Here is a 15,991-nt window from a genome sequence, read left to right as displayed (position 1 = left end):
GAACATCAGATTTAGCATGTAAATGAAATTTGTCAGGGCAGGACGCCCTGCAACTTCCGAGCGTGCGATTTTCCTCAAAGGGATGGAATAAGAATGGATAATAACGAACCTGGAACCCCAGTCGATTCGACTCTGGGTTACACATTCCAAAACGATTTTCTGGCGCTGGCGCAGGCCTTTTCTCTACCTGAAATAGATTATACCGATATTTCCCAGCGGGAACAGTTGGCCGCGGCTATTAAACGCTGGCCGTTATTAGCTGAATTCGCCCATCAACAATAAGGGAGCCATTGATGGCCATACTCGGATTACAGGGTGTCCGTGGCGGTGTGGGTACCACATCTGTTACCGCGGCGCTGGCGTGGTCATTACAGCTTTTAGGTGAATCGGTGCTGGTGATTGACGCCTGCGCCGATAATTTGCTGCGTATGTCGTTCAACGTCGACTTTACTCGCGAAGAGGGCTGGGCCCGCGCGCTGCTTGATGACAAAGACTGGCGGGATGCGGGTCTGCGCTATACCTCCCAGCTTGATTTGCTGCCTTTTGGCCAACTGACCACCACGGAACGCGAGAATGAGGCCGCCTATCAGCGTCTGTTTTCGCAGTTCACGCTTGCGCTGCAGAGTCTGAAAGAAAAGGGGCACTACCAGTGGATCCTGCTGGATCTGCCGCACGGCGCCGGGACGCTGACCCGACAGCTCATCGCCCAGTGCGACCATGTACTTTCCGTGGTGAACGTGGATGCGAACTGCCATATTCGCCTGCATCAGCAGGGTCTGCCTCAAAACGCGCATCTTCTGATTAACGATTTACGTATCGGTAGCCAAATTCAGGACGATCTCTATCAGGTGTGGCTGCAAAGCCAGCGCCGCCTGCTGCCCATTGTGATTCATCGCGATGAGGGGATGGCGGAATGCCTCGCCTCCAAGCAGCCGCTCGGCGAATACCGCAGCGACTCGCTGGCAGCAGAAGAGATCCTGACGCTGGCTAACTGGTGTCTGCTGAACTTCGCCAGCAAGGCGGAGCCGGCAGGGAGTTCGGTATGAGTCGACTCGCCAGCTGGCTTCTTATCCCACCGGTCAGTTCGCGTTTGAGCGACCATTACCGGCACTTTCGCCGGCATGGTGCCCCGGCATTCAGCGCCGCGCTCGGCTGTTTCTGGCTGATTCTGGCCTGGACGTTCATTCCACTCGAACACCCGCGCTGGCAGCGCATGCGTGCACGCCACGGCGAATTATATCCACACATTAACCCCGACCGGCCACGGCCTTTGGATCCGGCGCGCTATCTTATTCAGGCCATCTGGCTGGCGGTCACGTCATCCCGTGCGGAGAAAATAACGCCGCACTGGCGCAGCTATTCCCGCGTACAGCAGTTACGTGAACGCTATCACCAGTGGCTGGATAAACTGCCCAATAGCGTCAGCGATAAGACCAGCCATCTGGATAACCATAAAGAGCTCGGGCACCTCCATCCGGGCTTGCGGCGTTTTATCCTTGGCGTGATTGTCGTGTTCTCGCTCATTCTGGCGCTGGTCTGTATCACGCAACCCTTCAATCCCCTGGCGCAGTTCACCTTCCTGATCCTGTTGTGGGGCGTGGCGTTGCTGGTTCGCCGTATTCCGGGCCGCTTCTCGGCGCTGATGCTGATTGTGCTGTCGCTGACGGTTTCCTGCCGCTACATCTGGTGGCGTTACACCTCAACGCTGAACTGGGACGATCCGGTCAGCCTGGTGTGCGGTCTGGTGCTGCTGTTTGCTGAGACCTATGCCTGGATTGTGCTGGTTCTGGGCTATTTCCAGGTGATCTGGCCGCTCAACCGCCAGCCGGTTCCGCTGCCAAAGGACACCACGCAGTGGCCGACTGTCGATCTCTTCGTTCCGACCTACAACGAAGATCTGAGCGTGGTGAAAAACACCATCTATGCCGCGCTGGGCATCGACTGGCCGAAAGATAAGCTCAAAGTCTGGATCCTGGATGACGGCAATCGTCCGGCGTACCGCCAGTTTGCAGAAGAGGTCGGCGTCGAGTATATCGCCCGTCCGACTCACGAGCATGCGAAGGCCGGTAATATCAACAACGCCCTGAAGTATGCCACCGGGGAGTTCGTCTCGATCTTTGACTGCGACCACGTGCCGACGCGCTCGTTCCTGCAGATGACCATGGGCTGGTTCCTGAAAGAGAAAGAGCTGGCGATGATGCAGACGCCGCACCATTTCTTCTCACCGGACCCGTTTGAACGTAACCTTGGCCGCTTCCGCAAAACCCCGAACGAAGGCACGCTGTTCTATGGGCTGGTGCAGGACGGGAACGACATGTGGGATGCCACCTTCTTCTGCGGCTCCTGCGCGGTTATCCGCCGTAAGCCGCTGGATGAAATTGGCGGTATTGCCGTTGAGACGGTGACCGAAGATGCGCACACCTCTCTGCGCCTGCACCGTCGGGGCTATACCTCTGCCTATATGCGTATCCCTCAGGCCGCCGGTCTGGCGACGGAATCACTCTCGGCGCACATTGGCCAGCGTATTCGCTGGGCGCGCGGCATGGTGCAGATTTTCCGTCTCGATAACCCTCTGATAGGGAAAGGCCTCAAGCTGGCGCAGCGTCTTTGCTACGTCAACGCTATGTTCCACTTCTTGTCCGGCATCCCGCGGCTTATCTTCCTGACCGCGCCGCTGGCGTTCCTGCTCCTTCACGCCTATATCATCTACGCCCCCGCGTTGATGATTGCGCTGTTCGTTCTGCCGCACATGATCCACGCGAGCCTGACGAACTCGAAGATCCAGGGCAAATACCGCCACTCCTTCTGGAGTGAAATCTACGAAACGGTGCTGGCGTGGTACATCGCGCCGCCGACGATGGTCGCGCTGATTAACCCGCATAAAGGTAAATTCAACGTCACCGCAAAGGGCGGTCTGGTGGAAGAGGAGTACGTCGACTGGGTGATCTCCCGCCCGTACATCTTCCTCGTGCTGCTGAATATTGTTGGCGTTATCGCCGGCATCTGGCGCTACTTCTACGGCCCGGAAAACGAAATCCTGACCGTGTTTGTGAGTATGGCCTGGGTGTTCTACAACCTGATAATCCTCGGCGGCGCGGTGGCGGTGTCGGTTGAGAGTAAACAGGTTCGTCGCGCGCATCGCGTTGAAATCTGCATGCCTGCGGCGATTGCCCGTGAAGATGGCCACCTCTTCTCCTGTACGGTGCACGATTTCTCTGACGGTGGTCTGGGGATCAAAATCAACGGCCAGGCGAAAGTGCTGGAAGGGCAGAAGGTTAACCTGCTGCTCAAGCGCGGCCAGCAGGAGTATGTCTTCCCGACGCAGGTGGTGCGTGTGGCAGGCAGTGAGGTCGGTCTGCAACTGATGCCGTTGACCAAAAAGCAACACATTGATTTTGTGCAGTGTACGTTTGCCCGTGCGGATACATGGGCTCTCTGGCAGGACAGCTTCCCGGAAGATAAACCTCTGGAAAGCCTGCTGGATATTCTGAAGCTGGGGTTCCGTGGCTATCGTCACCTTGCAGAATTTGCCCCGTCGTCGGTGAAATTAATTTTCCGGTCACTTACTTCGCTGGTTTCCTGGGTCGTGTCGTTTGTTCCTCGTCGTCCTGAGCGGGATGAGGCGAAGCAGGCGGACCCGGTTATGGCTCAACAATGATGATAACGCGATGAAAACAAAACTTTCCTGGTTATGTGCAGTGGCAATGGGAGTGAGTGCACTCCCCGCAACAATGGCTAACGCAGCACCTGGTAACGCAGCGGCTACGCCTGCGCCGACGGTACCTGTCGTCGCGCAGGCAACCGATCCGGTTATCACGGCGGCACCCGGTCAAACAGAAAACATCATTCCGAACCAGCCAACGGAGGGGAACACCCTCCCGGCCGAGAACCCGGTCATCGGGCAGGTGATGCCGGGCGTGCGGGGGGCTAACGCGCCCGTTGTCGCGGAGAACACGCCGTCGCGGGACGTGAAGCTGACCTTCGCGCAAATCGCGCCGCCGCCGGGCAGCATGGTGCTGCGCGGCGTCAATCCTAACGGCAGCATTGAATTTGGTATGCGCAGCGATGAGGTTGTTTCGAATGCGGTACTGAACCTTGAATATACGCCGTCGCCATCCCTGCTGCCGACGCAGTCTCAGCTGAAGGTCTACCTCAATGATGAGCTGATGGACGTTCTGCCGGTGACCAAAGAGCAGCTGGGTAAGAAAACCCAGGCGCAGGTACCGATTAACCCGCTGTTCATCACCGACTTTAACCGTATCCGTCTGGAGTTTGTTGGTCACTACCGCGATGTCTGCGAAAACCCCGCCAGCAACACGCTGTGGCTGGACGTCGGGCGCAACTCCTCGCTGCAGATGACCTACCAGCCGCTGGCGCTGAAAAACGATCTTTCGGCATTCCCGGTTCCGTTCTTCGATCCGCGTGATAACCGTCCGCTCACGCTGCCGATGGTGTTTGCGTCATCCCCTGACGTGACCGAGCAGCTGGCGGCGACCATTGTGGCCTCCTGGTTTGGCTCCCGCTCTGGCTGGCGCGGTCAGAACTTCCCGGTGATGTATGACAAAATGCCGGACAGAAACGCGATTGTCTTTGCAACTAACGCCAAGCGTCCGGCCTTCCTGCGCGACCACCCGGAAGTCAAAGCGCCAACTATTGAGATGGTAAGCCACCCGGATAACCCGTACGTGAAGCTGCTGGTGGTCTTTGGTCGTGACGATAAAGATCTGGTTCAGGCGGCAAAAGCAATTGCCCAGGGCAACGTCCTGTTCCGCGGCAACAGCGTGGTGGTGGACGAGGTTAAGCCGCTGCTGGCACGTAAACCTTATGACGCGCCAAACTGGGTGCGTACCGATCGTGCCGTGACGTTTGGTGAACTGAAAACCTATGAAGAGCAGCTGCAGGCGTCCGGGCTGGAACCATCGTCGATTAACCTGTCACTGAACCTGCCGCCGGATCTGTACCTGCTGCGCACCAACGGCATTGATATCAATCTCAACTATCGCTATACCGCGCCGGCGACGAAAGACAGCTCGCGCATGGATATCAGCCTGAACAACCAGTTCCTGCAATCGTTCAGCCTGCAAAGCACCCAGGACACTAACCGGCTGATGCTCCGCCTGCCGGTGCTGCAGGGGCTGCTGGACGGCAAAACGGACGTCTCTATTCCGGCACTGAAGCTTGGCGCGATTAACCAGCTGCGTTTTGATTTCCAGTACATGAACCCGATGCCTGGCGGTTCGGTGGAGAACTGCATCACCTTCCAGCCGGTACAGAACCACGTCGTGATCGGCGATGAGTCGACCATCGACTTCTCGAAGTACTACCATTTCCTGGCGATGCCGGATCTGCGTGCCTTTGCTAACGCGGGCTTCCCGTTCAGCCGCATGGCCGATCTCTCTGAATCCATTGTGGTGATGCCAAAAGCGCCAAACGAAGGTCAGGTGACGACCCTGCTCGACACCATGGCGACCGTAGGCGCGCAAACTGGATTACCGGCAATTAACGTCACGTTGACGGATGATGGCAGCCAAATCCAGAACAAAGATGCGGATATTATGGTGATCGGCACCATCCCGGATAAGCTGAAGGATGAAAAACGTATCGATCTGCTGGTAAAAGCCACCGAGTCCTGGGTTAACACGCCGCTGCGTCAGACCGAGTTCCCGAGCATTATGCCGGATGTGAACGATCGCAAGGCCAGCGCACAGACGGCCGTAACCTCTCAGGGAGCGATGGCTGCAGTGATGGGCTTCCAGTCCCCTTACAACGATCAGCGTAGCGTAATAGCCCTGCTGGCGGACAGCCCCCGTGGCTATGAGCTGCTGAATACCGCGATGAACGACAGCGGTAAACGTGCCGCGATGTTTGGCTCGGTGTCGGTGATCCGCGAGTCCGGCGTCAACAGCCTGCGCGTGGGTGATGTGTACTACGTCGGCCATCTGCCGTGGTTCGAACGCCTGTGGTATGCGCTGTCTAACCATCCGGTTCTGCTCGCCATCCTGGCTGCGGTCAGCGTGGTATTGCTGGCATGGGTGCTGTGGCGTCTGCTGCGTATCATCAGCCGTCGTCGCCTTAACCCCGATGAGTAAGACGTGATGAAAGCCATTCGCTGGTGTGTAGTTGTAGCGTTGATGCTGGCGGCGCTCCCGCTTCGCGCCGCCTGTACCTGGCCTGCCTGGGAGCAGTTTAAAAAGGATTACATCAGCGAGGGCGGGCGCGTCATTGATCCCAGTGACACGCGCAAAATTACGACGTCGGAAGGGCAAAGCTATGCGTTGTTCTTTGCCCTTGCCGCTAACGATCGCAACGCGTTTGACCTGCTGCTGACCTGGACGCGCGATAACCTTGCCAGCGGCAATCTCAACGATCGTCTGCCCGCCTGGCTCTGGGGGCAGAAAGACAAAGAAAACTGGGGGGTGATTGATACTAATTCCGCCTCAGATGCCGATGTCTGGATTGCCTGGTCGCTGCTCGAAGCGGGCCGGTTATGGAAACACCCGGACTATACCCAAACGGGCAAGGCGCTGCTAAAACGCATTGCCAGCGAGGAAGTGGTGAAAGTGCCGGGGCTCGGCTCAATGCTGCTTCCCGGTAAAGTCGGCTTTGCCGATGAAAACGCCTGGCGCTTTAACCCCAGCTACCTTCCTCCACAGCTAGCGAGCTATTTCACCCGCTACGGAGCCCCGTGGACCACGCTGCGTGAAACCAATCTGCGGCTACTGCTGGAAAGCGCGCCGAAGGGGTTCTCGCCGGACTGGGTGCAGTATCAGAAAAACAGAGGCTGGCAGTTACAGCAGGATAAGACGCTGGTGGGGGGCTATGACGCCATACGTGTCTATCTTTGGGTGGGCATGATGAGCGATAAAGATCCTCAAAAAGCCCGGCTGCTGACCCGCTTCCAGCCGATGGCGGCAACGACAATCAAACAGGGCGTGCCGCCGGAGAAAGTGGATGTGGCGACGGGGAAACGCACCGGCAATGGCCCGGTCGGGTTCTCTGCCGCCATGCTGCCGTTTTTACAACAGCGCGATGCCCAGGCGGTTCAGCGCCAGCGCGTGGCAGACCATTTTCCCGATAAAAATGCCTACTACAGCTATGTATTGACTCTCTTTGGTCAGGGATGGGATCAGCATCGTTTTCGCTTCACCGCTAAGGGTGAATTAATACCGGATTGGGGCCAGGAATGCGCAAGTTCACAGTAAATCTACTCACTCTATCGCTTGGGCTGGCACTGATGCCGCTGGCGCAGGCCGTCAACTCTCCGCAGCAGAAACAGCTGCTGGAGCAGGTTCGGCTGGGCGAATCGACCCATCGTGAGGATTTGGTTCGTCAGTCACTCTACCGTCTTGAGCTGATCGATCCGAACAACCCTGACGTCATTGCCGCCCGCTTTCGCTACCTGCTGCGCCAGGGCGATAACGCCGGAGCGCAAAAAGAGCTGGATCGCCTGAAAGGGATCGCCCCGGGCTCCAGCGCCTACCAGTCCTCACGCAACACGATGCTGCTTTCCACGCCGGATGGCCGCCAGCAGCTTCAGCAGGCGCGCTTACTCGCCACAACAGGGCACACGCAGGAGGCGATAGCCGCCTATGACAAGCTCTTTGACGGCAACCCGCCGGGCGGCGACGTGGCGACGGAATACTGGAATGTGGTGGCGAAAGATCCTGCCCGTCGCGCTTCGGCCATTAACCAACTAAAAAAAAATAACAGCAGCAGCCCCGGTAATACGCAGCTGCAGACGACGCTGGCTCAGCTTCTGTTCCAGAGCGGACGCCGTGATGAAGGCTTTGCGGTGCTGCAGGAGATGGCTAAATCTACCGGCGGTCGCAGTCAGGCGTCTGACATGTGGTATGAGCAGATTAAAGACCAGCCCGCCAGCAGCGCCAGCGTTACCGCGCTGCAAAAATACCTGACCGTATTCAGCGACGGCGATAGCGTCGCGGCGGCGCGCGCCCAGCTTGAGGCGCAGCAAAAACAGCTCGCAGACCCGGCGTTCCGCGCGAAAGCGGAAGGGCTGGCGGCGGTGGATGCCGGGCAGGGGAGTAAGGCGGTGGCGGAGCTGCAAAAAGCCGTTAGCGCCAACCATGCCGACAGTGAAGCGGTGGGCGCCCTTGGACAAGCCTATTCCCAGAAAGGCGACCGCGCCCGCGCGGTGGCACAGTTTGAAAAGGCGATTGCCCTCGATCCTCAGAGCGATAACCGCGGTAAATGGGACAGTTTACTGAAGGTTAACCGCTACTGGCTGCTGATCCAGCAGGGGGATGCGGCGCTGAAGGCGAATAACCCGGCGCAGGCGGAACGATACTTTCAGCAGGCGCGTAACATCGACAATACCGACAGCTACGCGGTGCTGGGGCTGGGAGATGCCGCCGCGGCGCGTAAAGATAACGACACGGCAGAGCGTTATTACCGCCAGGCACTGCGTATGGACAGCGGCAACAGCAATGCGGTTCGCGGGCTTGCCAATATTTACCGCGCACAGTCCCCGGAGAAAGCCTCGCAGTTTATCCAGTCGCTCTCTGCCAGCCAACGCCGGAGCATTGATGATATTGAGCGTAGCCTGACTAACGAGCAGCTGTCTGCCCAGGCAGAACAGCTGGAAAGTCAGGGGAAATACGCTCAGGCGGCAGAAATCCAGCGTCGTCGTCTGGCGCTCTCGCCCGGTGACGTCTGGATAACGTATCGTCTCTCGCGCGATCTCTACAGCGCGGGTCAGCGCAGCCAGGCGGATACCCTGATGCGCCAGCTTGCCCGCCAAAAACCGTCTGATCCGGATCAGATCTATGCCAACGGGCTCTATCTTTCCGGAAACGACCAGGACCGGGCCGCGCTGGCGCATCTGGATACCCTGCCGCGCAGCCAGTGGAACGGCAATATTCAGGAACTTGCCGACCGCCTGCAAAGCAACCAGGTGCTGGAAACCGCTAACCGTCTGCGCGACAGCGGCAAAGAGCAGGAGGCGGAAAACCTTCTGCGCCAGCAGCCGACCTCCACCCGCATCGACCTGACGCTGGCGGACTGGGCGCAGCAGCGTGGCGATCTGGCGTCGGCGAAAACCACCTACAACGCCGTCCTGCAGCGTGAGCCGCAGAATGAGGACGCGATCCTCGGTTTGACCGAGATTTACAGCGCGGAAGGTAACAAAGATGCCGCCCGTGCCGAGCTCGCGAAACTGCCCGCCGGGCAAAATGACCAGCCACTCTCGCTCAATATGCAGCGCCGGATCGCGATGGCGCAGGCGGGCCTGGGCGATTCCGCTGCCGCAGAACAGACCTTCAGCAAAATCATTCCACAGGCAAAATCGCAGCCCGCCTCCATGGAAAGCGCGCTGGTGCTGCGTGATGCAGCCCGCTTCCAGACGCAAAACGGCCAGCCGCAACAGGCGCTGGAGACGTATAAAGATGCGATGGTGTCGTCCGGCATCACCACGACGCGTCCGGTGGACAACGACAGTTTCACTCGTCTGACGCGTAACGATGAAAAAGATGACTGGCTGAAGCGCGGCGTGCGCAGTGACGCTGGTGATTTGTACCGTCAGCAGGATGTTAACGTCACGCTCCAGCACGACTACTGGGGCTCCAGCGGCACGGGCGGCTATTCCGACCTGAAAGCGCATACCACCATGCTCCAGGTGGACGCACCGCTCTCTGACGGGCGCATGTTCTTCAGAAGCGATCTGGTCAACATGGATGCCGGTACTTTTGATAACAATAACGGGACTTACGATCCTAAATGGGGGACCTGCTACGACACGCCGTGTAGCGGCAACACCAGCCAGAGCGACAGCGGCGCCAGCGTCGCCGTCGGCTGGCAGAATAAAACCTGGGCGATGGATATTGGCACCACGCCAATGGGCTTTGACGTCGTCGACGTGGTGGGCGGCATCAGCTACAGCAGTGATTTAGGTCCCATCGGCTATACCGTCAACGCCCATCGTCGGCCTATCTCCAGTTCGCTGCTGGCCTTCGCCGGGCAAAAAGATACCAATACCGGCACCACCTGGGGCGGCGTACGCGCAACCGGCGGTGGCGTGAGCATCAGCTATGACAAAGGTGAGGCGAACGGCATCTGGTCCAGCCTGAACGCGGAAACGCTGACGGGTAAAAATGTGGAAGATAACTGGCGCGTCCGCTGGATGACGGGTTACTACTACAAGCTCATCAATAAAAACAACGAGCGCCTGACGGTCGGCGTGTCCAATATGCTCTGGCACTACGACAAAGATCTGAGCGGCTATTCCCTCGGTCAGGGCGGCTACTACAGCCCGCAGGAGTATGTCTCCTTCGCGCTGCCTGTAACCTGGCGTAAGCGCACGGAAAACTGGTCCTGGGAGCTGGGAGGCTCGGTGTCCTGGTCCCACTCCAAAACCAAAGACGAGCTGCGCTACCCGATCCAGAGCCTGATCCCGACCGATGAGCCAGGCCGCTATACTGACCGGGGCGCGATGGAAACCGGCAGCAGCTCCTCCGGGACGGGTTATACCGCGCGGGCGATTATCGAACGCCGGGTCACGTCCAACTGGTTTGTGGGCATGGGCGTGGATATTCAGGAAGCGAAAGACTATACCCCAAGCCATGCGCTGATTTATGTGCGTTACTCTGCAGCAGGCTGGCAGGGTGATATGGACTTACCGCCGCAGCCGCTTATTCCTTACGCAGACTGGTAATCGGATTTTCCTTAATCCATTTGTAAGTCTCTCTTAATAGCGCGGCAATCGGGTATACTCAGGCGCGCCAGGTTTACACCCTGGCGCGCCCTGCGCTTCGAGTTTTGTGGAGAGTCATTTTGCGTGTCAGCCGTTCCTTAACGATCAAACAGATGGCGATGGTCTCTGCCGTCACTATGCTGTTTGTACTGCTCTTCTGCGTAATTTTGCTGTTTCATTCCGTACAGCAGAATCGCTATAACACGGCTTCGCAGTTAGAAAGTATCGCCCGCTCGGTGCGCGGCCCGCTCTCCGCCTCGATCCTGAAAGGGGATATTCCCGAAGCGGAAACCATCTTAAAACGCATTCAGCCTGCCGGCGTCGTTAGCCGCGCCGATGTCGTCTTGCCCAACCAGTTCCAGGCGCTGCGGATGAGCTTTATCCCGGAGCGTCCCGTCCCGATGATGGTGATGCGCCTGTTTGAGCTGCCGGTACAAATTTCTCTGCCTGTCTATTCGCTTGAGCGCCCTGCCAATCCGCAGCCGCTGGCCTACCTGGTTCTGCAGGCGGACTCGTACCGGATGTATAAATTCGTCATGAGCTGGGTGGTTACGTTAGTGACCACTTGCTTACTTATGACCCTTATCCTCAGCGTGGCGCTGACCTGGTGCATTAACCGGCTGATTGTTCACCCGCTGCGCCGTATCGCCCGAGAGCTGAATTCGCTTGCGCCGCAGGATCAGCTGGGGCACCAGCTTGAGCTGCCGCGCCTGCATCATGACGATGAGATCGGGATGCTGGTGCGCAGCTACAACCTCAACCAGCAGCGCATCCAGCGTCAGCAGGATGAGTTAAACAACAGCGCTACGCGCTTCCCGGTGTCGGAGCTTCCCAACAAAGCGTTTCTGATGGCGATGCTGGAGCAGACCGTTGCGCGGCAGCAAACCACGGCGCTGATGGTGATCGCCTGTGAAACCCTGCAGGATACGGCCGGCGTGCTAAAGGAGAGCCAGCGTGAAATGCTCTTGCTGACGCTGGTGGAAAAGGTGAAATCCGTCCTTGCCCCGCGCATGGTGCTGACCCAGGTCAGCGGTTACGACCTGGTGGTGATTGCCAACGGCGTGAAAGAGCCGTGGCACGCCATTACATTAGGTCAGCAAGTACTCACTGTCATAAATGAGCGGCTGCCCGTTCAGGGTATCCAGCTTCGTCCGAGCGCCAGCATCGGTATCGCCATGTACTACGGTGATTTAACGGCGGAGCAGCTGTACCGCCGCGCGTTCTCGGCGGCGTTTACCGCCCGGCGTAAAGGGAAAAATCAGATCCAGTTCTTCGACCCGGAGCAGATGGAAAAAGCGCAGCAGCGCCTGACGGAAGAGAGCGACATCCTGACCGCGCTTGATAACCGTCAGTTTGCCCTCTGGCTGCAGCCGCAGGTGAATTTACAGACGGGTGAAGTGAAAAGTGCCGAGGCGCTGCTCCGCGTGCAGCAGCCGGATGGCTCATGGGAGCTGCCGGAAGGGCTGATTGAGCGCATCGAATCCTGTGGTCTGATGGTCACCGTTGGCTATTGGGTGCTGGAGGAGTCCTGCCGCCAGCTTGCCGCCTGGCAGGAGCGCGGCGTTACGCTGCCGCTGTCGGTCAATCTGTCAGCGCTGCAGCTTATGCATCCGACGATGGTCTCCGAGATGCTGGAGCTGATCCATCGTTACCGGATCAAGCCCGATACGCTGACGCTGGAAGTGACGGAGAGCCGACGCATTGACGATCCTAACGACGCGGTTGCCATTCTGAAGCCGCTGCGCAATGCCGGCATTCGCATCGCGCTGGACGATTTTGGTATGGGATACGCCGGACTGCGTCAGCTTCAGCACATGAAAACCCTGCCGGTGGACGTGCTCAAAATCGATAAATCGTTTGTCGACGGGCTGCCGGAGGACAGCAGCATGGTGCAGGCCATCGTGCAGATGGCGCGCAGTCTCAACCTGCATCTTATTGCCGAGGGGATTGAAACCGAAGCGCAACGCGCCTGGCTTGCAGAGGCGGGCGTCGAGAGCGGCCAGGGCTACCTTTTTGCCCCCGCGGTGCCGCCGGATGTCTTCGAACAGCGATACCTTTCCGGCGCTGACCATAACGCAAAAGTGTAATTTTGTTGCTGGCTTGTGCGAGCCAGTTCAAAGTTCTTAACATTTGTGTTTCAAATTTGAACTGAGTTTATTTCTGTCCTGTTATACGGGTGTTATTTTAGAGCCGCAGGTTAACCATAACCTTACAAAGCCTGTGGTTTTTCTTCCCAAGGACACCCTATGAAAACCTCACTCTTCAAAAGTCTTTATTTCCAGGTCCTGACAGCCATCGCCATCGGTATTCTGCTGGGGCACTATTACCCTGAACTGGGCGCGCAAATGAAACCGCTTGGCGACGCGTTCGTAAAGCTCATTAAAATGGTCATCGCCCCGGTGATCTTCTGTACGGTGGTAACGGGCATCGCTGGCATGGAAAGCATGAAGGCGGTTGGCCGTACCGGTGCAGTGGCGCTTCTCTATTTTGAAGTGGTCAGTACCCTTGCGCTGATTATTGGTCTGGTCATCGTCAACGTGGTGCAGCCTGGTGCGGGTATGAACGTTGATCCCTCTACGCTGGATGCCAAAGCCGTCGCGGTCTATGCCGAACAGGCGAAGGATCAGGGCGTGGTGGCCTTCCTGCTGGACGTTATCCCCGGCAGCGTCATCGGCGCCTTCGCCAGCGGAAACATTCTGCAGGTGCTGCTGTTTGCCGTGATGTTTGGCTTCGCCCTGCACCGTCTGGGCAGCAAAGGCCAGCTTATCTTCAACGTGATTGAAAGCTTCTCGCAGGTCATCTTTGGCATTATCAATATGATCATGCGCCTGGCGCCGATTGGTGCCTTCGGTGCGATGGCCTTCACCATCGGCAAGTATGGCGTCGGCACGCTGGTGCAGCTGGGTCAGCTGATTATCTGCTTCTACATCACCTGTATTCTTTTCGTGGTGGTGGTGCTGGGCTCCATCGCTCGTGCGACTGGTTTCAGCATTTTCAAATTCATTCGCTACATCCGCGAAGAGCTGCTGATTGTTCTGGGAACCTCCTCTTCAGAATCGGCGCTGCCGCGTATGCTCGATAAGATGGAAAAGCTCGGGTGCCGTAAATCGGTGGTCGGCCTGGTGATCCCGACGGGGTACTCCTTCAACCTTGACGGTACCTCGATATACCTGACGATGGCGGCCGTGTTTATCGCCCAGGCGACCAACAGCCATATGGATATTTTCCATCAGATTACCCTGCTGGTAGTGCTCCTGCTGTCGTCTAAAGGGGCTGCGGGCGTTACGGGTAGTGGCTTTATCGTGCTGGCGGCCACCATTTCCGCGGTGGGGCATCTGCCGGTGGCGGGTCTGGCGCTGATTCTTGGTATTGACCGCTTTATGTCTGAGGCGCGTGCCCTTACCAACCTGGTGGGTAACGGCGTGGCAACGGTGGTGGTCGCGAAATGGGTGAAAGAGCTGGATCACAAGAAGCTTAACGACACGCTGAATAATCGCGCGTCAGATAGCAAAAATCCTGGTTTAACCTCCTAATCTTGTCACAATTGCCCGCATTCCCTTGTCGGGATGCGGGCTCCTGCGCATAATAACTGTTCATACCTGTCATAATTCGACAAGATTTTTTTTGGGTATATTTCACTTCGGACCGTGACGTTTTGCCGAACGCGCGGTCTAATCGACGTGTTTTCATCGTCATCTTTTAGAGTGCAGCGCGTCGCGAGACACTCTTTTTAACCAGGAATGTTGATCAGGGGTTCACATGCAGGGCACAAAAATTCGACTCTTAACCGGCGGTTTGCTGATGATGGCAGCAGCCAGTTATGTGCAGGCAGATGCGCTCCAGCCAGACCCGGCCTGGCAACAAGGCACGTTAGCGAACGGTTTTCAGTGGCAGGTGTTATCCACCCCGCAGCGGCCCAGCGATCGTATTGAAATCCGTCTGTCCGTTAATACCGGCTCCCTTACGGAAAGCACTCAGCAAACCGGTTTTAGCCATTTTATTCCCCGTCTGGCGCTCACGCAGAGCGGCAGCCTGCAAGCGGTTCAGGTGCGTTCGCTGTGGCAACAGGCCATCGATCCGAAACGCCCCCTTCCTCCGGCCGTGGTCTCCTATGACTACACTATGTTTAACCTGAGCCTGCCAAATAACCGTAACGACCTGCTTAAAGAAGCCCTTACGTATCTCTCTGATGCCTCTGGCAACCTGGCGATTACGCCGGACACCGTGAACTATGCGTTGAGCAACGGCGACATGGTGGCGACCTGGCCTGCGGATACCAAAGAGGGCTGGTGGCGCTACCGTCTGAAAGGCTCAACGCTGCTGGGGCACGACCCGGCGGAGCCGCTGAAGCAGCCGGTGGACGTCGAGCAGGTGAAATCGTTCTACCAGAAATGGTACACCCCGGACGCGATGACGCTGATCGTCGTCGGTAATGTGGATAGCCGCGCGGTGGTTGAGCAGATCAACAAAGCGTTTGGCGATCTGAAGGGCAAACGCGAAACGCCAGCCCCTGTCCCGACGCTCTCTCCGCTGCGCGCCGAGCCTGTCAGCATTATGACGGACACCGTGCGTCAGGACCGACTCTCCGTGATGTGGGACAACGCCTGGCAACCTATTCGCGAGTCCGCGGCGCTGCTGCGCTACTGGCGTGCCGATCTGGCGCGTGAAGCGCTGTTCTGGCACGTTCAGCAGACGCTGAGCAAAAACAACGTGAAGAACATTGGCCTTGGCTTTGACTGCCGCGTGCTGTTCCAGCGTGCGCAATGTGCCATTAACGTTGAATCGCCGGGCGATAAGCTGAATGCCAATCTCGGTGTGGTGGCGAAAGAGCTGGCAAAAGTGCGTAAAGAGGGGCTCTCTGAAGAGGAGTTCAATGCGCTGGTTGCCCAGAAAAAACTGGAACTGCAGAAGCTATTTGCCACCTACGCTCGCGCCGATACTGATATTCTGATCAGCCAGCGTATTCGCTCCCTGCAGAACCAGGTTGTCGACATTGCGCCTGAGCAGTACCAGAAGCTTCGTCAGGACTTCCTGAACGGTCTGACCGTGAATATGTTGAATCAGGATTTACGTCAGCAGCTGTCGCAGGATATGGCGTTGATCCTTCTGCAGCCGAAAGGCGAGCCGGAATATGACATGAAGGAACTTCAGAAGACCTGGGATTCCATTATGGCTACCGCGCCGCAGCCGGCGCAGGCTGCCACGGCTGACGATCTCCACCAGGACGCGACGGATATTCCGCAGGGGCAGTAATGCCTGAACATTCCCTCTCCCTGTGGGAGAGGG

9 protein-coding genes are annotated in these 15,991 nt (G+C 57.7%); all 9 read left to right on the top strand.

What is annotated here, in order from left to right:
• The first annotated feature begins 93 nt into the window (after positions 1-93).
• Positions 94-282 (top strand): cellulose biosynthesis protein BcsR, encoded by a 189-nt coding sequence (gene bcsR, locus V1603_RS01860; protein ID WP_116342870.1) that lies wholly within the window; start codon positions 94-96, stop codon positions 280-282.
• An 11-nt stretch (positions 283-293) separates the two neighbouring features.
• Positions 294-1,046, top strand: a complete 753-nt coding sequence (gene bcsQ, locus V1603_RS01855; protein ID WP_028014760.1) for a cellulose biosynthesis protein BcsQ — start codon at positions 294-296, stop codon at positions 1,044-1,046.
• Positions 1,043-3,658, top strand: coding sequence for a UDP-forming cellulose synthase catalytic subunit (gene bcsA, locus V1603_RS01850; RefSeq protein ID WP_395313436.1), 2,616 nt, complete (start codon positions 1,043-1,045; stop codon positions 3,656-3,658). Before bcsQ ends, bcsA begins: the two co-directional genes overlap by 4 nt.
• 10 nt (positions 3,659-3,668) lie before the next feature.
• The gene (gene bcsB, locus V1603_RS01845) at positions 3,669-6,089 is read left to right on the top strand and encodes a cellulose biosynthesis cyclic di-GMP-binding regulatory protein BcsB (protein ID WP_395313435.1); all 2,421 of its coding nucleotides are present in this window, start codon (positions 3,669-3,671) and stop codon (positions 6,087-6,089) included.
• Positions 6,090-6,095: 6 nt separating this feature from the next.
• Positions 6,096-7,202, top strand: coding sequence for a cellulose synthase complex periplasmic endoglucanase BcsZ (gene bcsZ / locus V1603_RS01840; protein WP_163331111.1), 1,107 nt, complete (start codon positions 6,096-6,098; stop codon positions 7,200-7,202).
• Positions 7,184-10,666: a cellulose synthase complex outer membrane protein BcsC gene (bcsC, locus tag V1603_RS01835; RefSeq protein WP_395313434.1), complete on the top strand. Its 3,483-nt coding sequence runs from the start codon at positions 7,184-7,186 to the stop codon at positions 10,664-10,666. The genes bcsZ and bcsC overlap by 19 nt, the downstream gene beginning before the upstream one ends.
• A 119-nt stretch (positions 10,667-10,785) precedes the next feature.
• On the top strand, positions 10,786-12,792 hold the full coding sequence (gene hmsP, locus V1603_RS01830) for a biofilm formation regulator HmsP (RefSeq protein ID WP_192983802.1): 2,007 nt from the start codon (positions 10,786-10,788) through the stop codon (positions 12,790-12,792).
• 159 nt (positions 12,793-12,951) lie between these two features.
• Positions 12,952-14,238 (top strand): dicarboxylate/amino acid:cation symporter, encoded by a 1,287-nt coding sequence (locus V1603_RS01825; RefSeq protein ID WP_028014754.1) that lies wholly within the window; start codon positions 12,952-12,954, stop codon positions 14,236-14,238.
• A gap of 226 nt (positions 14,239-14,464) precedes the next feature.
• A complete protein-coding gene (locus V1603_RS01820; RefSeq protein ID WP_116342858.1) occupies positions 14,465-15,958 on the top strand; it encodes a pitrilysin family protein in 1,494 nt (497 codons plus the stop codon).
• The last annotated feature ends 33 nt before the right edge of the window (positions 15,959-15,991 follow it).

The organism is Enterobacter sp. ECC-219 (assembly GCF_043966805.1).
Lineage (GTDB): Bacteria > Pseudomonadota > Gammaproteobacteria > Enterobacterales > Enterobacteriaceae > Enterobacter > Enterobacter cloacae_N.
The sequence above is the reverse complement of the archived record's forward strand: the minus strand, read 5'-3'. Positions and strand labels throughout refer to the sequence as shown.